We start from the raw sequence: 21,880 nt of genomic DNA, 5'->3' as shown, positions 1-21,880 counted from the left end.
GGAACTCCTTCTTATATGAACACATGCGGCACGCGGTGGCTGTCGGCGTACCCAGCTTCCTCCCGGCGCGCGCTAAGTGAACCGGTTGGACAGATTTCCACACATTTCAAACAGCCTTTGCAATACTGATAATCGATTCCGCGTAAAAACATCTGCGGCCGGCCCTTTTTGTCCTCCCCGGATTCCCACACGAAGCACAGGTCAGGACAAACCGTGTCGCAGTTAGCGCAATGAATACAGCTTTCCAAGTTCAGCTCCGGCAGGAAGCCCTGACGAGAACCGCTCAAATCCTTCAACAAGCTGTTGCCTTGCGCACGGATCACGCCGCCAGGCGCTTGCGTCTCATAGCCGAGCAACGGCTGCGGCCGTTCGAAGCGCATCCCTGACGCTCCTTCCGGTGGCGGGGTTGTCTGGAAGCGCACCTCTTGATAGCCCCGGTCGAACGTACGCAGGTTGGGCTCCACCAGGTGCGGATATTTTTTCTGGAACGTATGTCGGATCACTTCGCGCATGGAATCCGGGTCGAGAAAATCGCAAATCCGGAACAATGCCCCCAGCATTGAAGTATTCACCTTCGTATGCTCATCGATGGCGATCCCCATTGCGTCGACTACAGCCAACGTCCCATAAGGGAACTTCAGGTCACGCCGAATCTCCTCGAAATCACGGGTCGAATTTACCAACACAATCCCGTCCGGTTTCAGGCCGCTTAGGACATTCACCGTCTTGTGCAACGCTTCATGGAAGACGCCAATCACGTCCGGCTCCTCAATCGGGCTGTGATCGTGAATCTCTACATCCGGTTCACATAAACGGACGAAGCTCTTTACGGGAGAACCTTTCTTCTCCGAACCATAAGACGAGAAGTTTGCCCCGTTTAAGCCGAGTCCCAGTACCCCGGATTCCGCCAGCATTTTCCCGGCCAGATTAGCCCCGAGCCCGCCGATGGATTCCAGCCGGATTTCAAAAAAACCAAGCTCGTTCGTTTTGGTCAATATGCTCATTCGCCATGTCTCCTCTACGTTTAGTTGTGAAATATTTCACGAATAATAGCGAAAAGAACCCTCTTTTTCATCAAATCAGCCTACAGATGCTTACTTTATTAGGCATGGCGGCGTGTTCCTACCGCCTTCAAGCTGTCCCCCCTTCCCATATCTACGGAAAAGCCCGCAGCTCCAATCCGGAGCTCGAGGCAGTGCCTGCACTGAGCAGATTCGTCACCCGTACAGATCTTATTGTTGTACAAGGCATATTTCTTCCGGACGAAGATGGGCGACAGGTTAGGCATGACCACATTGGCCCCAACCTTCAACGCCATTTCCCTGCCTTCGGGGTTTAGCGACCCAAGAGCCGTTGTTGCAGGAATCAAGGCATGAGGAAGGTATAGTCGAGCCAGCGCCACCATAACCAGCGTATCCTCCAGCGATCCGGCCTTCGCATCGCCAAGCGGGGTATGATCGTGGGGAATAAACGGACCAATGCCAATCATATCCGGATTTAAGCTCTTGAGATATTTCATATCCTCCGCCAAATCCTCCACGGTTTGGCCGGGCAACCCGACCATAAACCCTGCGCCAACCTGATAACCGATCGCCAGCAGCGTCTCCAGACATTGGCGGCGGTGGTCGAAGGACATGGACGGATGCAGCGATTGATACAACCTTCGGGAAGCGGTTTCATGACGCATTAAGAAGCGGTCCGCCCCCGATTCAAACAGCAATCGGTAGGTTCCCTCCTCCCGTTCGCCGATGGATAAGGTGATGGCCGCATCCGGAAACTCCGATTTGATATCTCGGATCAAGGTTGCCAGCAGATCGGTCGTATACCAGGGATCCTCTCCGCTTTGGAGCACAAACGTGCGGAAGCCCAGCTCATACCCTTCGCGGCAGCATTCGAGAATTTCCCGGGGGCTGAGTCGGTAACGCTCGGCAGCGCGATTGCCGGCCCGCAGTCCGCAATATAAGCAGTTCTGCCGACAGTAGCTCGAAAACTCAATCAGACCGCGCATATACACCTTGTCCCCGTAAGCTTGTTCCCTTCTCATACGGGCAAATCGGTAAAGCTCCTTGCGCGTTTCGATATCCATATGCCCCAGCAAATAGACGAGCTCATCCTTGGAGAGCTCTCCCCGGGCGTAGAGCTTGTGCACGAGCTGTTTCATCAGGCAATCATCCTTTGGATAACTGGATTATGGACCTTTGTATACCCTATGGCTCGCGAAGCAAATGATGAATGAAACAATTGTGAATATTTTCACTTTGTAAGCGTTTTAATTAAAATTCGCGAATAAGATCACCCCGGTTTCACAATAATGCTGCGGTCTGAGCGGCGATAGGCTGCGTTGTCGAGTTCGTTCGTTGCTTCGTCTGTTGCTTCATTCAGTTGTCGGATCGTTAGTAGAAATGTTGGTTGATCCATGGGCGTGATTTCGGATCGTAGATGTGTGCCGCATGTGCAGCGTCGATGGATTTCGGGCATGAGGTTGATTCAGAGGTGTTTTCTAAGAAGCAGATGTGCTTAATCGAAAACGTTAGTAAATGTGTATTTACTATATTACCACGATTTCACAGTTTAGCTAGACTATTTTTTACACCCTTCCGCGGTTAAAAAAAAGAGCATGTCCCGAGTTAACGGAACATGCTCTGAGCTTCACTCTATCAGGACCAGTCCAAACCGGTATCCTTCGCGATCGGCTCTTCCTTGATTAAGGTATACATGGTCGCAGCTTCATCCTTACGAGTTGTTTCGACAAGGCGCTCAACGCGCACGGTCACCAGCTTCTGGCCGAATTGAACCGTGATTTCGTCGCCCACCTTGACGGTACTGCTCGGTTTGGATTCGCGTCCGTTGATCAGAACTCTGCCTTGTTCGGAGACGTCCTTGGCCACCGTGCGCCGCTTGATTAACCGCGATACCTTCAGGAATTTATCAAGACGCATTATTTTACAGCTTCTTTAAGTTTGTTACCCGCTTTGAATGCTGGAACATTGGAAGCCGGGATTTCGATGGTTTTGCCGGTTTGCGGGTTGCGGCCCGTACGACCGGAGCGTTTACGAGTTTCGAACGTACCGAAGCCGATCAATTGGACTTTGTCGCCGCCAGCTAGAGCATCGGTAATTTCGCCGAGGAAACCGTTCAATACGGATTCAACGTCTTTTTTTGTCAAACCGCTTTTACCGGAAATGTTGTTGATCAGATCTGTCTTGTTCATTAATAATGCCTCCCAATAATAAAAGAAATAGGTGATACCTAGGCACTACAAGGCTCTAGGCCTGTCAGCGCCAAAGGGTTATCTTTGTATGAGTATTCTTGCTTGAATTTAAAAATCCTGCACTGTTATCAACTTTTTTTTTGTTTTTTTCGCATAAAACCCGAAATTTAGGCCTTTTCTCCCATCATTCCCGTTCTTTCGACTTAGCTTCGTCCCATAAAACGTCCATTTCGGCTAACGTGCTGTCGCCGGGGGTTTTGCCTTGTTCGCGAAGCCGGTCCTCCACGTAATGAAAACGAGAGGTGAATTTACGGATCGTCCGAGATAAGGCTTGTTCCGGGTCGGCTCCGATGTAGCGGGCGGCATTCACGACCGAAAATAACACGTCACCGAGCTCCAGCTCCTGTGACTCGGGATCTTGCTTTTGCGCTACGGCTTCTCTCAGCTCGCGGATTTCCTCCTCCAGCTTGGACCAGACGCCATTGATGTTCTCCCAGTCGAAACCAGCTTTAGCCGCCTTCTTCTGAAGCTTATACGCCTTCATCAAGGCCGGCAAATCACGCGGCACCCCGCTGATCGCCGATTGACGTTCGGGTTCGATGCCTTTGCGCTTCTTCTCCTCGGCTTTCATCGCTTCCCAGTTGTTCAGCGCCGCCTCGGCATCCTCCGCGCTCAAATTACCGAACACATGCGGATGACGGTAAATCAGCTTCTCATTCAGCTCCTGGATGACGTCATACACCGAAAAAGCGCCGGTCTCCTCCTCCATCTGGGAGTGGAGCATGATTTGGAGCAGCAGATCGCCGAGTTCCTCGCGCATGTGATCGGGATCGTCGTCGTCAATCGTCTCCAGCACTTCATAGGTTTCTTCAATGAGGTTCTTGCGAATCGATTCATGCGTCTGCTCGCGATCCCACGGGCATCCCCCCGGACTGCGCAGAATCGACACGATCTCATGAAGCCGCTGGAAGCTGCGAATCCGCAGGGTTTCGTCCTCACTTGCCGGCACGTAGACCACGGACAGATTACCGTAACCGTCGATTCGGTCCAGTTCAAAAAGCGGTACCCGCTCGATTCGCTCCTGGCCTGCAACCCCAAGGGCATGTCCCACGACCACCAAATAATCGTCAGGCAACAACTCCATCAGCCCAAGCTTCACTTCCGAGGCTGTCAGCTGGTCATATACTTGTCCGATCAACGTATGCCGTCTCGGATCGATCGCCGCCCCGCTGACCTCCGAGGCGTCCAGCAGCAAAAAGCCTTCGATCGGGTCAAAGCCAAGTCGCACAAACGCTTCGTCCAAGAAGCTCTCTCCGCCAATGATGTCGAGTCCGATGCCCCTCTCTGGGCAGCGCTCCCGCAACCGCTTGACCGTCGCTTCGGCGACCTGCGGATGTCCGGGAACCGCGTAAACGATATTCTCCCCATCACCACCAGCTTCAGCCCGTGACAACAGCCTAGCGACAATCTCTTCGTAGACGGAAGGGAAATCGTCCTTCGCTTCATAAACTTCATCGAACGAAACGAAGCTGACGCCCGTTTGCTCCAGCCAATCTACGACCGGATGATCCTTCGTCCGAACGTAACGTTCCCCCGCCTCCTGCAGCCGCTTCAGACTGCCTAAGGTCAGCCGGTCGGGGTCCCCCGAGCCGAGGCCGACCACTGTAATGGTTGCGCTCATGGTATTGCTCACTCCCTGTCCGTTCTACTTGTCGATCGATCCGCTCCCTTGTAGCTGACGGACCTGAAAGACCATTGAATGCTATCACTTACTATATCACTGCCAAGGTCGAAATAGAAATTGGGAAGCCCACGCGGCGGGCTGCCAAGCCATGCTACGGCAGCAGCCTCAGCTTCCGAAGCAGCGCCAGCAGCTTCGGGCCCACCCGCGGCAGGGCGCTCAGCTCTGCCGCGCTGAGCAGCCGTGTGCGCAGCACGGCTGCGGCAAACACGGCTGCGCCCAGCAGCACGCCGAGCAGGCTCACGGCCGCGGCTCCCCCGCGGCCTGCATGCAGCTCGGCGGCGGCGAGGCGCAGCGCCAGCACCGCGGCGGCCATCGCCAGGGCGGCCGCCGCCGGGCGCAGCAGCGCGTCCCGCAGGCGCGGACGCAGCTGGGCCCGGCGCAGCAGCAGCGCGGTGTTCAGCGCCGCTGCCGCGCCGTACGCGGCGACGCCGGCGATGGCGGCGCCGGTGATGCCAAGCTGCGGCACGAGCACCGCGTTCAGCGCGGTCTTGAGCAACGCCGCAGCGAGCAGGTGCAGCGCCGGGGCGCGCACGTGGCCGAGGCCCTGGAGCAGGGCGCTCGTGACCGCGACCAGCGCGCCGGGCGCAGCCGTCCAGGCCACCCAAGCCAAGGTGGCCGACCCCGCCGCATCCTCGTACAACATCACGTTGATGGGCGTTGCCAACAGAGCCAGGCCCAGCGAAGCCGCCAGGCCGATCAGCCAAAACCAGCGCAGGGCCACCTGCACTTGCCGCCGAATCGCTCCGGCGTCCCCCTTCATCTGCAGCTCGGCCATCGCCGGGATAAACAATACCGATAACGACGTCGCTAGCATCGTGACAAGCTGAACCAACGGGATCCCCCGATTGTAGATCCCCACCTGGGCCATGATCCGCAGCTCTTCCCCGTGAGCGGAGAGCAATCGCGGCAGCGTGAACGTGTCGACCAAGCTGATCAGCGGAACTCCCAGCGCGGCGAGGCTGATCGGAAGCGCATCCCTCAGCAGAGCGGACAGAAGCTTCCTACGGCGCCCCCATTGCTTCGCTCGGCTCTCATTAGCCGGCAGCGCCGCCCTTTTCCCCTCATGGCCTGTCCTAGGACGAGTAGAAGCCCGCCGCCAATACCACAGCATCACCGCAAGTCCCGCGGCCGCCCCCGCCGAGGAGCCAATGAGCGCCCCGCCAGCCAGTTCCGGCTCTCCGGCCCCCAGCCGGCTTAGTACCACCAGTAACACGATCATAACCGTGACTCGGACAGCCTGCTCCACCACCTGAGAGACCGCCGTCGGCGTCACCTTCTGGTGCCCTTGATAATACCCGCGCAACGCTGCGGCCACCGGTACGAGCAGCAAGGCCGGCGCGGCCCCGCGAAAAGCCGGGATCAGCAAACGGCTGCCAATCCACTGCGACAGTATGGGCGCCCCGAAATAGAGCAGCAACGCAAAAGCGATCCCCATCCCTGTCATCATGACCGCCGCAAGCCGCAGCACCTCGCCCTGCTCCCGCTCAAGCCCGGGGGTTTGGCGTTCCGCGACGAATTTGGCAATTGCCGCTTGAAAACCGGATGTCGTGAGCGTAATCAATAACGTATAAAAAGGATATACCGTATTATAAATGCCAAATACGCCGTCTCCCCCGATATTTTGCAGCGGGATCTTCTGCAGCATCCCCAGCAGCTTGGTGATCAAAGCCGCCGCACTCAGCACGGCTGCTCCCCTCAGCAGCTTCGAGGACAAGCTATCTTTCGTTTCCATCATGGCAACCTACTCTGCTCTTGTTTAAACTAACAGGTTCCATTATAAGACGAAAAGGGGGTTGCCGCCATTTATCCCCAAGCGAAACGCAAAAAACTTACACATCCCTCGTGAGCCTCGGACTGACCAAGTCCGCCCCGAACAGCGGGTGTGTGTAAGTTCCTCCATGCGTCATCCTTGATATCTGTGTTCTATTGCTCCATCTGTTTCGCCAGAAAGCCAGCCGCCGTCTCGGCCATTTTTGATTCCAAATCAGACATTTTCACCGCATCGTCTTTGTTGACCAGTACCACCGTTCCGATCGGATCCCCGCCGGCAATAATCGGTGCGATTACATACGAGGAGATGTTCTCCGGATGATCCTTTATAATCTCATAGGACCCCGACTCGGTTTCCATGAGGATCTTCCGCCCGTCCATGCTGCCCTCCAGAAGCGTACTGATTTGCTTCTCCAGGTACTCTTTCTTGGAAGCCCCTGCAACGGCTATGATCGTATCCCGATCGGATATTAAAGTCACATGATTGGTGCTCTCATACAACGACTCTGCATACTCCTTCGCAAAATCGCCCAATTCGCCGATCGGCGAATATTTCTTCAAAATCACTTCTCCATCCCGGTCCACAAAAATTTCGAGCGGATCTCCTTCCCGAATCCGCAAAGTGCGGCGAATTTCCTTAGGAATAACAACACGGCCCAGATCATCAATACGGCGTACAATACCAGTAGCTTTCATTTCACTTGATGCCCCGCTTTCTTAGAAGTTTTGAACTACGGCTGAATTTCCTTAAGCTTCACCTAATCGGACTTTATACGTAATCTGCGGCTTACACAGATGTATGCGCCATAAGCTTCGCCAAAACGAGCGGCCGAAGGTGGGGACAGGGATGGCTTGTTCTGTGATTATGACCATAGTATTCATCCCGGGCGAACACCTTATTCATCATAATGAACCATGATTTTAAACGACAGGCCATGTATAGGTAAAAAACCCCGCAAAAAAAGCAGCGTGATTTCCCCCGCGCTGCTTCCTTATCTTGCTTATTTGCTTGTATTGCCGCCATTCGTGCCAGCGTCGTTGGCAGCCCCGTTGCCGCTCGTTCCGGCATTGCCGGACCCTTCCGTACCGGCATTGGTACCTGCGTTCGTCCCGGCATTCGTTCCATTGCCCGCATTGGTGCCTGCATTTGTGCCGTTTTCACTCTTGCTAGGTTCCACTTTAGGCAGTTCGATTTTCTTGATGATCTTCTTCTCCAGATCCCCAGACATGAACTCGTCCAATTTGTTCGAGGCCAACGTCGTTTGGATCATGTCCTTCTGTTCTTGAGACAAATCCTCATATTTCTTCTCGGTCCGAGCTTCCACGCGAATAATATGGTAGCCGTATTCGGTCTCTACCGGTTCGCCGATTTGGTTCAGCGGTTGAGTCAAGGCAGCTTGCTTAAAGGCTTCTACCCAATTGCTGACCTCCACATTTTCATACAAACCGCCGTTGTCCTTGGAGCCTGGGTCTTCGGAATATTGTTTAGCAAGGGTTGCGAAATCCTCACCCTTGTCCAATTTCGCTTTGACTTCTTTCGCCAGCTTCAGCGTATCCTCAGAGGTACGCTCTTTGCCGTCCGGATCAGTGAAATTAATCAGGATGTGGCGAACCGATGCCGTCGTATAGTTTTGTTTCGTCGCTTCAAACTCTTTCTTCACGTCGTCTTCGGTGATCTTCTGCCGTTCGCCTTCCATCACGGTATAGATCCGTACCATGTAGTTCTTGAAATCAGCTTCGGTGATCTTCTGGGCGTCCAGCATTTGTTTGAAACTGTCTTCGCCATACGACGTCTTCATCTGATCAAACTGCTCTTCAGCCTTTTTCTTGCCGGCTTCCTTGGTCTTATCGTCGGCTTTGGTTTCGAGGTATTCATAGGCGATTTCCTGCTTGATCAAATACTGGCGGAAATCCTCCATTTGCATAAACTGTTCCATTTGCGGCTGGAGCGCTAATACGATCCGTTGTTCACGGTCGAATTCGTTTTCCGTAATTTCGCCGCCTTCATACGTGGCGATGACCTTACTCGTATCATTCCCTCCCGAGCTTGCTTCTTTCTTGCCGCATCCCGCCATGACGGAGAGAGCCAATACCGCTACGAGCGCAATCAGCAGCATTCTCCATGAGCGCCTTTTACTTTGAAACATCCTGTAGTTCCCCTTTCGCTTTGAACGCATCCTTCAGGGCCCCGAGAAACTGCTCCAGCAAGCCCATCAACTCTTTGTCGTCCATTCCCTTGGTTTTTATCCGGATAAGCATCACGGATCCTTGACTAAATTGTACACGTCTTCCGAATAGATTGCCAACTTCCGCAAGCTTGCCCGGAACGACGACCTTTTCCCGACCTTCGTAGAATTTGATCGTCACTTCCTCGCCCCGCAGCGTCATCGACTCGATGCCATACTGCTTACCATACAGTTTGACCCGGGCAACGGCTAGGAGATTTTGCACGGCCTCCGGGAGTTCGCCAAAGCGGTCAAGCAGCTCGTCCTCCAACTCGGAGACGTCCTCAAAGGAGGAAGCAGAGGCCGTTTTCTTGTAAATTTCGATCTTCTGGATGCTGTCGTAGATGTAATCCGACGGCAAATACGCATCGATCCCCAGATCGATAGTCGTATTCCAGGTCGCTTCAGCCGGCACGGTCTCGCCGAGCATCGTAATCTTCCGTTTCTGGATTTCCTCCGCCAACATCTGCGAGTACAGATCGAAGCCGACGGAAGCAATGAAGCCGTGCTGCTCCGCACCAAGTAAATTCCCCGCGCCGCGGATAGCCAAGTCGCGCATGGCGATCTTAAAGCCGGAACCCAGCTCGGTAAATTCCTTGATGGATTGCAGCCGCTTCTCGGCCACCTCAGTCAGGGACTTATCACGCTGATACGTGAAATACGCGTAGGCGATCCGGTTGGACCGACCCACACGGCCACGCAGCTGATACAGCTGGGACAAGCCCATCTTGTCGGCGTCGTGCACGATCAACGTGTTGACGTTCGGAATGTCCACGCCGGTTTCGATGATGCTGGTACTGACCAGAACGTCGTATTCCCCATCAAGGAAATCGAGAATCGTCTTCTCCAGCTCCTGCTCCGACATTTGGCCATGGCCGATTCCGACCCGTGCATCAGGGACAAGCATTGAAATTTGCGAGGCCATTTCCTGAATGCCTTGCACGCGGTTATACAGGTAATAAATCTGTCCACCCCGCGCCATTTCCCGTTCGATCGCTTCACGTACGAGCGATTGGCTATGCTCAACGACATACGTCTGTACCGGGAAGCGATTCTCCGGCGGTGTTTCGATGACCGACAGATCCCGTACGCCAAGCATGGACATATGCAAGGTCCGCGGAATCGGCGTCGCCGTCAGCGTCAGCACGTCCACATTGGTTTTCAGCTTCTTCAGCTTCTCCTTATGCGTCACGCCGAACCGCTGCTCTTCGTCGACGATCAACAGGCCCAAATCCTTAAAGACCAAATCCTGCGATAAAATCCGGTGCGTTCCAATCACGACGTCCACCGTACCTTGGCGAACCCCCTTGATCGTTTCGTTCTGCTCCTTACGGCTGCGGAAACGACTTAACGTCTGAATGTTAATCGGATATCCGGCAAACCGCTCGCGGAACGTCTCATAGTGCTGCTGCGCCAAAATCGTCGTCGGCACAAGTACCGCAACCTGTTTGCCTTCAATTGCCGACTTAAAGGCCGCGCGAATCGCGACTTCAGTTTTACCATAACCTACATCGCCGCATAGCAGGCGGTCCATCGGACGGCTCTGCTCCATGTCCTTCTTGATCTCCTCGATCGCCCGCAGCTGATCCGGCGTTTCTTCGTATGGGAACATCCCTTCGAATTCCTGCTGCTCGAGAGTATCTTTCTCGAAAGCATACCCCGGCGCGGCTTGCCGCTCGGCGTATAGCTTGATCAAGTCGTCAGCAATGTCCTGTACGGAGGAACGAACTTTGTTCTTCACGCGGGTCCATTCGTTGCCGCCCAGCTTGTAAATCTTCGGCTCCTTGTCCTCCGAACCGACGTATTTCTGAATCATATCGATCTGTTCGATCGGTACAGATAGCTTGTCACCGCCGGCATAAAGGATATGCATGTAATCCTTGTGGATCCCGCCAACCTCCAGCGTTCCAATCCCCATGTATTTCCCGATCCCGTGATTCTGATGGACGACGTAATCGCCGACCTTCAGCTCAGTGTAGCTCTTTATCCGTTCGGCATTGTCCATACTCTTGCCAACCCGGCGTGCTTTGCGCTGTTTCTGGGAGAACATCTCGCCTTCTGTGATGACGACAAGGTGTACGGACGGCAGCTCAAAGCCGGACTGCAAGTTCCCTTGCAGCATCGACGGCTCATCAATCCCGTAATCCTGCAGGACGCGACGCATGCGATCCATACGTTCCTCGGTGCTGGCTAACATGATGACGTGAGCGCCGCTCTTTTTCCAACGTTCCATTTCTGCCTTTAAGACGTTCATTTGCCCATGAAAATCCTGCATCGCCCGCGTCACAAAGTTCACGATGTTCTGGGGCTGGGAATGCGGCACTTGCCGCAGGAATAACGACATAAACAACGTTTGGAACGGCCGGTGGTAGATCAGATGATCCACGTCCACCGCCAGTGGCAGGTCCGGGAGACTCTTCCCATTCTGGAACAAGTGCAGGTTCCATTCCGCCTCGTCGCGTTCCAGCTGCTTGGCCGTTTCCAAGAGCCGCGCCGGTTCGTCGAGCAGAAGCAGCGTATCCTTCGGCATGTAATCGTATAGCGTCTTTCTTTCCGGATAAATCAGAGAAATATATTTATAGATTTCTGAGAAATAAACATGCTCGCGCAGCATTTCCATTTCTTTGAACAGCTCTTCGCGCAGTCGGTTTTTGGCTTGACGATCCGTCATCTTGTCCAGTTGGATCTCCAGTTTCTCGGACATTGCCTGCGCCGCCCGCTCCAACCGATCCTTCGAAGCAATCAGTTCCTTGCAAGGCGGGATGAACACTTCCTTAATCTGGTCCACCGACCGTTGATCGGCCGGGTCAAAGGTACGGATCGAATCAACTTCGTCATCAAAGAGCTCCACCCGGTAAGCGGTCGAAGCGATCAGCGGATAGAAGTCGATGATCCCTCCGCGCAGGCTCATCTCGCCGCGGGATTCCACCCGTTCGACCCGCTCGTAACCCAGCTCAACCATTTGGGTCAGGAAACGATCCAGCTCTAGCGTGCCCCCAAGCTTAACCGTCAGCCCCGCTTCAGCCATGGCCTCCGGCGTCGGGACAAAGCGGCGAATGCCGGAATAAGGCACCACCACGATGCCCCGGAACCCCCGGGAGCATTGCAGCAGTACCTCGATCCGTTGTGCCAACGTCTCCGGACTGGATACAGCCGATTCGGCAGCCACCAGCTCATTCGCTGGATACAACAGCACCTGATCGGATGACAGCGCTTCCTGTAAATCTTCATATATTTTCTGAGCGGCAAACATATTGTGGGTCACGACGAGCAGCGGCCGGTCTGTTTCTTGATGCAGCGCAGCCAACATCACTTGCCTGGACGAACCCGACAGGCCTGAGATGAGCTGCTCCTTCATGCCCGAGTTCACACCCGCTACCGTCGAAGCAAAATCGGTATCGCGTGAAAAAGCTTGAATAAGTGCTTGTAACAAATGAGGCACCTCTCTTACTGCTGATGGATAGAAAATGGATGTCTAAACGAAAAGGGTAAGTCCTCCTTACCCGAACCAAAAAGGAGCCTCAGCAAACGTGCCAAGGCTCTATAACCGTGCATTCCGGTGAATTTGTCCATTGTTGCTGGAGGCTTGCGGACTATTGCAAAGGATTCGCAAGCAGCATCAGCTCTGGGTTATGGTCGAAGGCTTCCCTGCAATAATCGCAGGTGACTCGAACCGTCATTTCGCCGTTTGAATCATACGCTATTATATCTCTCCGCTCATCGGGGGTCAAGGAATGAAAGCCTAACTGGGCTTCTGTCACTTGAGGCGATTCAATTCTACCAATCACCGTCCGGCAGTGCTTGCAAACGTAGTTTATAGCCATCTTTATGCCTCCTGAAGATTCTTTATGTCTCCAGTATGCCCCGGGCTCTCTACTTTTAGCCTATCAGCCTTGGCCTTGCTATAAACCTCAGCCGTTAAACTTAGCCATCGTTTGCTCAAACGTGTGGTCCAAGCTGTATTCCAACGCATCACAGGCTGCATCAATGGACTGTTCGAGCAACGGCTTATCTTTCTTCGCAAACCCCGACAACACATAATCAACCACCGCAAACCCCGGCTCCGGCCGGGAAATCCCCATTCGGATGCGGTTAAACGTCTGCGTGCCGGTATGTTGAATAATCGATTTGATGCCGTTATGCCCGCCGGCACTGCCTTGGTAACGCAGACGATTGCGTCCCAGCTCGGTATCCAGGTCATCGTACACCACGATCATGTCCTCAATCGAGGCCTTATAGTAGTCCATATAAGCGCGCACCGCTTCGCCGGACAAGTTCATGTAGGTCATCGGCTTGATCAGCACAACCTTGCCGCCCGGCAGCATTCCTTCCCCAATCAAGGCTTTGCATTTGCTCTGCTTGATCTCGATGCCATGCCGGCGCGCCAACTCATCTACGGCCATAAAGCCGATATTATGCCGGGTTTTCTCATATTGGGCTCCCGGATTGCCGAGCCCTACGATCCACTTCATGGGTCATGTACCTCCAAATCAGGTTACTATGGCGTTCTTCACGCTCTGTTGTAGATTAAAACCGCCGATGTTGCTTGATTCTTGGATAAACTAACTAACCTACACTCGAATTTACTGGAAAATGTACCGTTAATTTCGATGTGAATCCGCTGTCCGAGCAACTTACGGTAAAACCTACCGTTAATCTCACCAAAATCACCGCTTTAGCGAAAAACCACCCAAATTAACTGTACAATTTACCGTTAATTACCCAACACTCCCGATTCAGTCTAAATTAACAGTAGAATTTCCAGTTAATTCGTATTCCCTGACGGGAAGTGCCAACGTTCCCGTCTTCCCTGCCTTCCCCCACCACTGCCGCATTGAGGGTTGCGGCCAGGATCGCCCCCGGTATGGATTCACTCATATGGTGAAAATTTGCGGAGCGGGCCGTTTGAATCCGAAGAAGCGGAGCGTTCGCCTTTGTGAGCGGATTTCTACAACTTCTGAATGTAGTCCAATCCAAGAAATCCGCGAGCAACAGCGATCGTAGGATCAAACGAGTTCGCGCAGCACCATTTTCACCAGCGTCTCCATCTTATCCGCCCATACACCGATAGGGGTTACGTCCCCCGTTCGGGAGGACGCAACCCCTGCTGTGGCAGTGACCATTATTATTCGATCTCGAACAGCTTGCTGATCGACAGCTCCTCATGCACGCGAATGATCGCTTCACCCATCAACGGAGCGACAGACAGCACCTTGAGCTTGCTTGTTGGATTCGGGTGCGTGATCGGAATCGTATCCGTGACGATAACTTCCCTCAGCGGAGAGTTCTCCAGCCGTTCCATCGCCGGTCCGGACAACACGGGATGCGTACAGCAGGCATACACCTCTTCGACCCCGCCTTCCTTCAGCGCGTTAGCGCCAAGGACGATCGTGCCAGCGGTATCGATGATGTCATCCACGAGGATCGCGGTTTTCCCTTCGATGTTCCCGATGATGTTCATGACCTCACTGACATTCGGCTCCGGACGGCGCTTGTCGATAATCGCCAGCGGCGCGTTCAGGAAATCAGCCAGTTTGCGGGCACGAACCACCCCGCCGTGGTCAGGCGAGACGACAACCGGATTCGGGATATGCTTGGAACGGAAATATTGGGCCAAAATCGGCACGCCCAACATGTGATCCACAGGGATATCGAAGAAACCCTGAATCTGCATGGCGTGAAGGTCCATCGTAATGACCCGGTGGGCACCGGCTTTCTCGATCAGATTGGCGACCAACTTGGCCGTGATCGGATCGCGCGAACGGGCCTTCCGGTCTTGGCGGGCGTAACCGTAATACGGGATAACCACATTGATGCTCTTGGCCGAAGCTCTTTTCAAAGCATCTACCATCACGAGGAGCTCCATCAAGTTATCGTTGACGGGTGCGCAAGTCGATTGCACCACATAGACGTGGCAGCCCCGAACGCTTTCGGACAGCTTGACCTGAATTTCGCCGTCGCTAAAGCCCGTCGTCTCCGAATCCCCCATCGGGATGCCGATGTAGTCGGCGATCTGATGAGCCAATTTAGGGTTGGAGTTACAAGTGAAGATCTTTAATTTAGAATCACAATAAGTCATAAAATGTAAACCCTCCGTGCTGTGTAGATAGCGTTAGGGAGTATTGTGAATAACCCGCCTTCCCAGCTACCCCGTCTATTCAAATGGTCACTGCATCCTTGATTAAGATTCTTGCTGTCTTTGCTTCTTGGCTTTGGCCCGAGCACGAATCTTCTCGGCATAACCGGTTTTGTTCTCCTGCCGGGGTCTGGCAATGGCCAGGTCGTTCTCCGGTACGGAATGCGTAATCGTAGATCCGGCGACGACATAAGCGCCTTTACCTACCTTGACCGGTGCGATCAAGTTCACGTTACTGCCAACGAAGGCGTCGTCCTCGATCTCCGTAATGGATTTATTATAACCATCATAGTTCACTGTAATCGCGCCGCAGCCGATATTCACGTTCTTACCGACCTTCGCGTCACCGATGTAGCTGAGGTGCGACACTTTAGAGCCATCATCGAGCGTCGCGTTTTTGATTTCCACGAAATCGCCGACTTTAACATGCGCTCCAAGTTTCGCCCCCGGACGCAAATAAGCGAAAGGCCCTACGGTCGTTTCCCGGCCGACCTCTGCCCGGCTGAGCACCGACTGTTTCACCTTCGCGCCGTCCTGAATCTCACTATCTTCAATTTCTGCCGCTGGCCCAATCACACAATCTTCGCCAATGACCGTCTTCCCGGACAGAACCGTTCCCGGATAGACCACGGTATCCGCACCGATCGTTACGTCGGCCCCAATATAGGTAGAAGCCGGATCGATAACCGTCACACCATTCAGCATATGGCTACGTACGATGCGCTCACGCATGACCGCTTCTGCTTCGGATAACGCTACCCGATCATTAACACCAATCGATTCCCGAACGTCTGCTACCACATATCCTTCCACGACTTCGTTCGCCTGTACAAGAATGCCAATGACATCGGTAAGATAATACTCTTGCTGAACGTTGTTGTTGGTGACTTTCTCCAGCGCGGCAAATAATTTTGCATTATCAAAACAATAAGTGCCTGTATTAATTTCCTGCACGGCGGCTTCTTCCGGCGAGCAATCCTTCTGCTCGACAATCCGTTCAACCGTTCCGTTCGCACCGCGGATCACCCGTCCATATCCGTACGGCTGTTCCATCTTCGCCGTGAGAACAGTCGCCGCCGCTCCCTTACGGTGATGAAGGTCGAATAACGCTTCCAGCGTCTCTGCCGTAACCAATGGGGTATCGCCACAGATAACCAGTGTGACTCCTTCTTCTCCCGCCAATAATGACCCGGCTTGCTTGACGGCATGTCCAGTTCCCAGTTGCTGCTCCTGCAACACGTATTCCGCCGATGAACCTAAATAGGATTTCACGGCTTCGGCCCCGTGGCCAACAACCACGATGCTGCGTTCACAACCCACCTCTTGAACCGCGTTTAACACATGCCCAACCATCGGTTTGCCGCAAACGGGGTGAAGCACTTTATAAAGCTTGGACTTCATCCGTTTCCCTTGGCCCGCGGCAAGAACGATCGCTAATCTTTTCAAGTCCCCGGCCTCCTTCTCTTTTTTTAAAGAAGTAGTTCTCTCTCATTAAAACTCATTACTGAATATATCTCATTTAAGACAAAAAGAAAAGGGAGCCATATACGCATGGCTCCCTTTTCCTCGAACCCCAATTGGTCAAGAATTCAAATAAATGCGACTTACGCCCCTTCTTCAATCGCTTCCTCTTGGTCGGCGGCACGTTCGTATTCAGCCAGGACAGCAGCTTGAATCTTCTCGCGTGTGCCAGAGGAAATCGGATGCGCGATATCCCGGAACTCCCCGTCCGGCGTGCGCTTGCTAGGCATAGCTACAAACATCCCATTGTTCCCGTCGATGACTCGAATGTCATGAACAACAAATTCGTTATCGATGGTAATGGATGCGATTGCCTTCATTCTGCCCTCAGAGCTGACTCGGCGGAGTCTTACATCCGTAATTTGCATATGTGTTCACCACCTTTTTCCATCAGAGACTTGGTGTAATATTCCACATAGCAAACGGAAATCCTTTTTTTTAAATCAACAAAATGGCCGAAAATCACGATTTTTTTTGATAAAACGGGGTTTTCGACACGTTTCGTCGAGAATTCTTACAATTTGTTAAGATCTCGACATCGTTCTTATTGTCCAAATTTCGAAAAATAATTCCCAGGTTCTACCGAGATCTCCTTCTCCTTGGCATCAACCGCTCGAAGCGTTGCCAGGGAAACGTAATCATGCAATAGACGCTGTTCGCTGGCGACTTCACCCGATTCCACCAGGACACCAACGCCGGCAACCTCAGCATTAAACTCGGCCAGCAGGTCTACCATCCCCTGGATCGTTCCTCCCGCCTTCATGAAGTCATCGACGATCAGCACGCGGGAACGTTCCTTCAGCGCCCGACGGGACAACGTCATGGTATGCAGACTCTTATGGGAGCCCGACACGTAATTGATGCTAACAGCCGATCCTTCGGTGACCTGATGGTCCCGACGAACCAGGACAACCGGCAGATTCAGCTCCGCCCCGGTCGCATACGCGAGAGGGATCCCTTTCGTCTCCACGGTCATGATACAGTCGATCTCCAAATCGCCGAAAGCAGTAGCAAACAGCTTACCCGCCTCATTCATCAGCGCAGGTTGTCCCAGAAGGTCTGACATGTACAAATACCCGCCCGGCAAAATACGATCTGATTGCGCCAGCTTCTCACACAGCTGATGGATAAACACCTTCGCTTGCTCCCAGCCGACCCGGGGAATGTATTTCACACCGCCGGCCGCCCCGGCAAGCGTCAGCAATTCCCCCATGCCTTCGCCTTCAAACACTTCTTTAATGATGCCCAGATCCTCGCTGATCGACGACTTGGCCGCTCCGTACCGCAGCGCAAAGGTGGTCAATGGGATCAAATGATGAGGTCTAGACAACAAGTAATGGGTCATCTCGACCAAACGAGCGCTTCTCTTTAATTTCTTCACGAAGTACCCCTCGCTAAATCCGAATATTTTAATGAAACTATAACATTTTTGTACGGATTTGTCCAAGCCTTGGAAAAATAGTGTAGGTGTACGGCAGATCAAGTTCCCTTAGCCGATCTCAAGTCAACAACCGCACAGCATAAACTTCTTTGCAGAATCCCCGTAATCCGTTATAAATGCGCGACACTTTCGATTCCTTCGACACGAGGCCGAACACCGTCGGTCCGCTTCCGGACATCAACACCCCATCCGCGCCGAGACGCAGCATCGCTTCCTTCAAGTGCGCCACTTCCGGGTGCAGCGTAAGCGTCACCTGCTCCAGCACATTCCCCAACTGCTCGCATACGTCGTTGAACGAGCGCTTCGCCAGCGCCTCTTGCATCTCGGATGCAGATGGGTGATTCGTAATCTGGTCCGCGTGAAGGCGCCCATACACCTCTGCCGTCGAGACGTTGATCGGGGGCTTCGCCAGCACCACCCAACACTGCGGCGGATTCGGCAGCGGCGACAGCACTTCGCCCCGCCCTGTTGCCAGCGCCGTCCCCCCCGTCACGCAAAACGGCACGTCCGAGCCTAGTTCCGAGCCCAGCTCCTTCAGCTCTTCTTCGGGTATGCCCAGGTCCCATAGCCGGTTTAATCCACGCAACGTCGCCGCCGCATCACTGCTACCTCCGGCCAGGCCCGCGGCAACTGGGATTTTCTTGTCGAGGTGAATGTACACCCCGCTCCGTACGTTATATCTTTCCTTGATCAGCTTCGCCGCCTGAAACGCTAAATTCTTCTCATCCAGCGGAATATATCCAGCCTGGCTCGAAATAATAATCGTATCCCGCGGGAGGGCGCTCATTTCCAGACGGTCGGCTAGATCCACCATGGTCATGATCATCTCGACCTCGTGGTAACCGTCCGGACGTTTATGTAACACATCGAGCATTAAGTTGATTTTGGCCGGTGCTTTTTCGTAAATTTTCATGGCGCTCCCCCACCTCAGCAATTCCGTGGAATTCCTCATCCATCCGGTCATCTGACACATTCCTATATTTTAAGAAATGATTGCCTTCACGTCTATGTACGAAAGACAAATTTTTCTCCCTCTATCTTACTTCATCCGGCGAAAAAAACGAAGCTCCCCGGACGGGAAGCTTCGCTGCGGCAGAGGTTATTGCTGTTTCGCTGCGGCCTTCTCCGCGAGCTCAATCGCCCGCTTCACCATATTGCCCGCATCTTTGGCTTTGATGCCCCCCCAACCTTCCTGCTGGACGGTATCATAAAATCCCAAATCCTTCGCTAACTCGACCTTCAAGTTCTCCGACATCACGCTGCGTCTTCTTCGCGACATGTCAGTACTCCTCCTTTGGGGTCATGGATATAGGAACGAGGATAGTATACGCGGGCTTTGGCTCAAGCATACGATGGAAAGTCTGTCCACCTAAGGCGAACAAATAACGAAGCGGCAAGTTCCCTCATTCAGGCAAGAAAAAAACGGCCTCACCCGCCGGGTGATAACCGTTTGCTGCTTGGTTCATTTGGTTCATGATGTTCACGGTTTAATATACGAAATCCGCATCTCATCGTTGTCGTCGCAAATCATAACTTCAACGGATTCGGTCAGTATATCGGCATAACTGTAAGACACACGCTTAAAGGTTTGCTGCTCTTGATCCAGCTTCACAATGAAGACCGAAGGATAAGTCTCCTCCAATACTCCAGTGCGTTCGACGGTCTTCCGGCGACCTCCGTTTGCCCGGAGCATAATTTTCTGTCCTACGTGGGCGTCGAGACTATGCTTAATTTCCGACAGCGCATTTTTAGCCATTGCCTGTGACCACCTTCTTTCTTTGTCCATTATACAGGAAAGTCACAACCTTGTCAAATCAAAACAAATAATTATATCAGCAGTAAAAATGGTGTGTCAACGATTATTTTTCGACATTTTTTCTCTTAACCCGATGGGAGTCCTAATAAAATAACCGGAAGGTCCTGGGGCGTTCGCCTCAGATCCTTCCGGTATGGACAAATAACAAGGATGATCTTTAGATTTATTATGGTATTTCACATGGACGGCACAACCTTCAGCGTCGATAAATCCTTAAGTTTGGGCAGTCCAATTCGGTAGCTGCCACGGGTCTCAATCCCACCGACGCCTTGCGTTCCGCTGATCGTGTGGTTCAGCACATCGGTGATCTGAATGGTCTCGCGGATGGAGGTGAGCGACGCCTTGGCTGCGATGTAGACCGGATCCAGCGCATGGATCAGCACTCGGCCGGGTGAGCTGGCAAAATTAGCCCCCGCCTGCAGCAGCGCTTCAAAATGCGATTGGCAAGCGCCGGCCACGATCGTTAACGTATCGAAATTCCGTTCATATTGCCGGGCTGTTTGAATAGCCTCCACAAAATGCTTGGAATTTTTATAGCTGGTTAAATTGTAAAGGTCGCCGTTGGGACGCGATTTTAAAACCCCGTCATGTCCGGTCAGCACAACGATATCCGGTTTGATGGCAGGAAGCAGGCGATACAGCGCATGGGACATTTGCGACTCCGTGACGTAATAGCCTTGGGCCGGTACACGCAGCTTCTCGTATAGGCTTAAACTTTTTTGTAAATATCGTTCGTCGCCGTCCAAATGCAGCACCTTGCCCGGTACCTCGAAATAAGCCGGTTCTCCTTGTGCATATAGCTCCCGTCCAATCGCCATCCGGTTGCGTTCTACCAAGTCCTTGCGGTCCTGAGTTAACCACTTCAGCGACTCTGTCGCCTTGATTCGGGCCCGTTGCGTGGTTTCTCCTGGGGAAGCCGGGTCTACCCTGACCAGATCGGTCAAGGGCGCATCCGCCAGCAGCCGAAATTCCGTTCCTTTGATGATAGCTTCGCTCCGCTCAATCCGTTCGATCCGGAACGTGACGTCTCCACCGTATGATTTGCGGACGACCAAGTCTCCCAAATTCGTCAAGTCAATCACCTCTATCCCCATCGTATGGGCGACAAGAGGGAATGGTTACACGCGGAGTTCCTTCAAGCCGGCGTTTAGCAGCGTATCGCTCAGCTTCGCAAACTCATCCAGGCTTAACGTCTCGGCCCGCCGGGTGGGCTGGATACCGGCTTCCTCCAGCAGCTGCTCCAGCCGCTCGCGTCCCTCTTTCGGGAAGAACCGGCTCTTAAGATTGTTCGATATCGTCTTCCGTCTTTGGGCAAAAGAGGACTGCACCACCTCGAAGAAAAACGCTTCGTCTTTAACGGCCACGGCCGGTGTCTTCCGGACGGTCAAACGGATCACCGCGGACTCCACATTCGGCTGCGGAATAAACACGCTGTGCGGTACCGTACAGATCAGCTCCGGTACGCTATAGTATTGCACGGCGATGCTAAGACTGCCGTAATCCTTGCCACCGGGAGCCGCAGCCATGCGCTCAGCCACTTCCTTCTGGATCATCACGACAATATGCTCCAGAGGCAACTTCTCCTCCAGGAGCTTCATCAGAATCGGCGTCGTCACGTAATACGGCAGATTTGCCACGACGCTGACGCCGTTTACCCCGCCGAATTCAGCCGCGAATAAAGCTTGCAGGTCCAACTTCAGCACGTCCCCATGGATCACGTTGACGTGTGAATAGGGCTCCAACACCTCTTCCAGGATCGGGAGCAGGCGCTGATCGATCTCCACTGCTGTTACCTTACCCGCCTCCTGAGCCAGCTTCTCCGTCAACGCGCCGATACCCGGTCCGATTTCCAGCGCGCCCTTGGTATCGTCCAGGCCTGCTGCCGCGACGATCTTTCCAAGAATGTTCTGATCGATCAGAAAATTCTGTCCCAGGCTTTTTTTGAACGAAAAACCGTGCCGTTGAATGATCTCCTTCGTCCGGCGCGGCGTAGATACGTCTTCCCTTATACTCATG

The 21,880-nt window shown here is 53.4% G+C and carries 21 protein-coding genes; all 21 read right to left on the bottom strand.

What is annotated here, in order from left to right; genetic code table 11:
- Positions 1 to 11: 11 nt before the first annotated feature.
- Positions 12 to 1,004 carry a 2-oxoacid:acceptor oxidoreductase family protein gene (locus M0651_RS19960; protein ID WP_248553486.1) on the bottom strand — a complete coding sequence of 331 codons (993 nt, stop codon included), beginning with the start codon at positions 1,002 to 1,004 and terminating at the stop codon, positions 12 to 14.
- Between the two features lie 98 nt (positions 1,005 to 1,102).
- The gene (gene hydE / locus M0651_RS19955; protein ID WP_248553485.1) at positions 1,103 to 2,161 is read right to left on the bottom strand and encodes a [FeFe] hydrogenase H-cluster radical SAM maturase HydE; all 1,059 of its coding nucleotides are present in this window, start codon (positions 2,159 to 2,161) and stop codon (positions 1,103 to 1,105) included.
- Positions 2,162 to 2,292: 131 nt separating this feature from the next.
- Entirely contained in the window at positions 2,293 to 2,418 is a 126-nt protein-coding gene (locus M0651_RS24140) for a hypothetical protein (RefSeq protein ID WP_282578017.1), read from the bottom strand.
- Between the two features lie 239 nt (positions 2,419 to 2,657).
- On the bottom strand, positions 2,658 to 2,939 hold the full coding sequence (locus tag M0651_RS19950; RefSeq protein ID WP_059040394.1) for an RNA-binding S4 domain-containing protein: 282 nt from the start codon (positions 2,937 to 2,939) through the stop codon (positions 2,658 to 2,660).
- Positions 2,939 to 3,211 carry an HU family DNA-binding protein gene (locus M0651_RS19945; protein WP_248553484.1) on the bottom strand — a complete coding sequence of 91 codons (273 nt, stop codon included), beginning with the start codon at positions 3,209 to 3,211 and terminating at the stop codon, positions 2,939 to 2,941. The genes M0651_RS19950 and M0651_RS19945 overlap by 1 nt, the downstream gene beginning before the upstream one ends.
- Positions 3,212 to 3,395: 184 nt before the next feature.
- Positions 3,396 to 4,892, bottom strand: coding sequence for a bifunctional methyltransferase/pyrophosphohydrolase YabN (yabN, locus tag M0651_RS19940; RefSeq protein WP_248553483.1), 1,497 nt, complete (start codon positions 4,890 to 4,892; stop codon positions 3,396 to 3,398).
- 154 nt (positions 4,893 to 5,046) lie between these two features.
- Entirely contained in the window at positions 5,047 to 6,690 is a 1,644-nt protein-coding gene (locus tag M0651_RS19935) for a putative polysaccharide biosynthesis protein (RefSeq protein WP_248553482.1), read from the bottom strand.
- A gap of 188 nt (positions 6,691 to 6,878) precedes the next feature.
- Complete coding sequence (spoVT, locus tag M0651_RS19930; RefSeq protein WP_248553481.1) at positions 6,879 to 7,421, bottom strand: stage V sporulation protein T; 543 nt, start codon at positions 7,419 to 7,421, stop codon at positions 6,879 to 6,881.
- 305 nt (positions 7,422 to 7,726) lie between these two features.
- On the bottom strand, positions 7,727 to 8,872 hold the full coding sequence (locus M0651_RS19925; protein WP_248553480.1) for a peptidylprolyl isomerase: 1,146 nt from the start codon (positions 8,870 to 8,872) through the stop codon (positions 7,727 to 7,729).
- Positions 8,859 to 12,383, bottom strand: coding sequence for a transcription-repair coupling factor (gene mfd, locus M0651_RS19920; protein WP_248553479.1), 3,525 nt, complete (start codon positions 12,381 to 12,383; stop codon positions 8,859 to 8,861). The genes M0651_RS19925 and mfd overlap by 14 nt, the downstream gene beginning before the upstream one ends.
- 160 nt (positions 12,384 to 12,543) lie before the next feature.
- The gene (gene fin, locus M0651_RS19915) at positions 12,544 to 12,774 is read right to left on the bottom strand and encodes an anti-sigma-F factor Fin (RefSeq protein ID WP_248553478.1); all 231 of its coding nucleotides are present in this window, start codon (positions 12,772 to 12,774) and stop codon (positions 12,544 to 12,546) included.
- A gap of 87 nt (positions 12,775 to 12,861) precedes the next feature.
- A complete protein-coding gene (pth, locus tag M0651_RS19910; protein WP_248553477.1) occupies positions 12,862 to 13,422 on the bottom strand; it encodes an aminoacyl-tRNA hydrolase in 561 nt (186 codons plus the stop codon).
- Positions 13,423 to 14,075: 653 nt separating this feature from the next.
- Positions 14,076 to 15,029, bottom strand: coding sequence for a ribose-phosphate diphosphokinase (locus M0651_RS19905; protein WP_248553476.1), 954 nt, complete (start codon positions 15,027 to 15,029; stop codon positions 14,076 to 14,078).
- 102 nt (positions 15,030 to 15,131) lie between these two features.
- The gene (gene glmU / locus M0651_RS19900) at positions 15,132 to 16,532 is read right to left on the bottom strand and encodes a bifunctional UDP-N-acetylglucosamine diphosphorylase/glucosamine-1-phosphate N-acetyltransferase GlmU (protein ID WP_282578016.1); all 1,401 of its coding nucleotides are present in this window, start codon (positions 16,530 to 16,532) and stop codon (positions 15,132 to 15,134) included.
- A 158-nt stretch (positions 16,533 to 16,690) separates the two neighbouring features.
- Complete coding sequence (gene spoVG, locus M0651_RS19895) at positions 16,691 to 16,975, bottom strand: septation regulator SpoVG (RefSeq protein WP_036618134.1); 285 nt, start codon at positions 16,973 to 16,975, stop codon at positions 16,691 to 16,693.
- A gap of 176 nt (positions 16,976 to 17,151) precedes the next feature.
- Positions 17,152 to 17,988 (bottom strand): pur operon repressor, encoded by an 837-nt coding sequence (gene purR / locus M0651_RS19890; RefSeq protein ID WP_248553475.1) that lies wholly within the window; start codon positions 17,986 to 17,988, stop codon positions 17,152 to 17,154.
- 118 nt (positions 17,989 to 18,106) lie between these two features.
- Positions 18,107 to 18,961 (bottom strand): 4-(cytidine 5'-diphospho)-2-C-methyl-D-erythritol kinase, encoded by an 855-nt coding sequence (ispE, locus tag M0651_RS19885; RefSeq protein ID WP_248553474.1) that lies wholly within the window; start codon positions 18,959 to 18,961, stop codon positions 18,107 to 18,109.
- A 186-nt stretch (positions 18,962 to 19,147) separates the two neighbouring features.
- On the bottom strand, positions 19,148 to 19,327 hold the full coding sequence (locus tag M0651_RS19880) for a small, acid-soluble spore protein, alpha/beta type (RefSeq protein WP_016314706.1): 180 nt from the start codon (positions 19,325 to 19,327) through the stop codon (positions 19,148 to 19,150).
- Between the two features lie 201 nt (positions 19,328 to 19,528).
- On the bottom strand, positions 19,529 to 19,804 hold the full coding sequence (veg, locus tag M0651_RS19875) for a biofilm formation stimulator Veg (RefSeq protein WP_155608065.1): 276 nt from the start codon (positions 19,802 to 19,804) through the stop codon (positions 19,529 to 19,531).
- 236 nt (positions 19,805 to 20,040) lie between these two features.
- On the bottom strand, positions 20,041 to 20,958 hold the full coding sequence (gene yabG, locus M0651_RS19870) for a sporulation peptidase YabG (RefSeq protein WP_248553473.1): 918 nt from the start codon (positions 20,956 to 20,958) through the stop codon (positions 20,041 to 20,043).
- A 24-nt stretch (positions 20,959 to 20,982) separates the two neighbouring features.
- Positions 20,983 to 21,879 carry a 16S rRNA (adenine(1518)-N(6)/adenine(1519)-N(6))-dimethyltransferase RsmA gene (gene rsmA, locus M0651_RS19865; protein ID WP_248553472.1) on the bottom strand — a complete coding sequence of 299 codons (897 nt, stop codon included), beginning with the start codon at positions 21,877 to 21,879 and terminating at the stop codon, positions 20,983 to 20,985.
- Position 21,880: the final 1 nt, after the last annotated feature.

Origin of the sequence: Paenibacillus mellifer (assembly GCF_023195895.1) — a bacterium.
Lineage (GTDB): Bacteria > Bacillota > Bacilli > Paenibacillales > Paenibacillaceae > Fontibacillus > Fontibacillus mellifer.
The sequence above is the reverse complement of the archived record's forward strand: the minus strand, read 5'-3'. Positions and strand labels throughout refer to the sequence as shown.

What these genes read in the sequence shown, in the direction of transcription:
- M0651_RS19960 (WP_248553486.1), bottom strand. Translation starts at nt 1,004, where the DNA reads ATGAGCATATTGACCAAAACGAACGAGCTTGGTTTTTTTGAAATCCGG.
- hydE (WP_248553485.1), bottom strand. Translation starts at nt 2,161, where the DNA reads ATGAAACAGCTCGTGCACAAGCTCTACGCCCGGGGAGAGCTCTCCAAG.
- M0651_RS24140 (WP_282578017.1), bottom strand. Translation starts at nt 2,418, where the DNA reads ATGGATCAACCAACATTTCTACTAACGATCCGACAACTGAATGAAGCA.
- M0651_RS19950 (WP_059040394.1), bottom strand. Translation starts at nt 2,939, where the DNA reads ATGCGTCTTGATAAATTCCTGAAGGTATCGCGGTTAATCAAGCGGCGC.
- M0651_RS19945 (WP_248553484.1), bottom strand. Translation starts at nt 3,211, where the DNA reads ATGAACAAGACAGATCTGATCAACAACATTTCCGGTAAAAGCGGTTTG.
- yabN (WP_248553483.1), bottom strand. Translation starts at nt 4,892, where the DNA reads ATGAGCGCAACCATTACAGTGGTCGGCCTCGGCTCGGGGGACCCCGAC.
- M0651_RS19935 (WP_248553482.1), bottom strand. Translation starts at nt 6,690, where the DNA reads ATGATGGAAACGAAAGATAGCTTGTCCTCGAAGCTGCTGAGGGGAGCA.
- spoVT (WP_248553481.1), bottom strand. Translation starts at nt 7,421, where the DNA reads ATGAAAGCTACTGGTATTGTACGCCGTATTGATGATCTGGGCCGTGTT.
- M0651_RS19925 (WP_248553480.1), bottom strand. Translation starts at nt 8,872, where the DNA reads ATGTTTCAAAGTAAAAGGCGCTCATGGAGAATGCTGCTGATTGCGCTC.
- fin (WP_248553478.1), bottom strand. Translation starts at nt 12,774, where the DNA reads ATGGCTATAAACTACGTTTGCAAGCACTGCCGGACGGTGATTGGTAGA.
- pth (WP_248553477.1), bottom strand. Translation starts at nt 13,422, where the DNA reads ATGAAGTGGATCGTAGGGCTCGGCAATCCGGGAGCCCAATATGAGAAA.
- M0651_RS19905 (WP_248553476.1), bottom strand. Translation starts at nt 15,029, where the DNA reads ATGACTTATTGTGATTCTAAATTAAAGATCTTCACTTGTAACTCCAAC.
- spoVG (WP_036618134.1), bottom strand. Translation starts at nt 16,975, where the DNA reads ATGCAAATTACGGATGTAAGACTCCGCCGAGTCAGCTCTGAGGGCAGA.
- ispE (WP_248553474.1), bottom strand. Translation starts at nt 18,961, where the DNA reads ATGAAAATTTACGAAAAAGCACCGGCCAAAATCAACTTAATGCTCGAT.
- M0651_RS19880 (WP_016314706.1), bottom strand. Translation starts at nt 19,327, where the DNA reads ATGTCGCGAAGAAGACGCAGCGTGATGTCGGAGAACTTGAAGGTCGAG.
- veg (WP_155608065.1), bottom strand. Translation starts at nt 19,804, where the DNA reads ATGGCTAAAAATGCGCTGTCGGAAATTAAGCATAGTCTCGACGCCCAC.
- yabG (WP_248553473.1), bottom strand. Translation starts at nt 20,958, where the DNA reads ATGGGGATAGAGGTGATTGACTTGACGAATTTGGGAGACTTGGTCGTC.
- rsmA (WP_248553472.1), bottom strand. Translation starts at nt 21,879, where the DNA reads ATGAGTATAAGGGAAGACGTATCTACGCCGCGCCGGACGAAGGAGATC.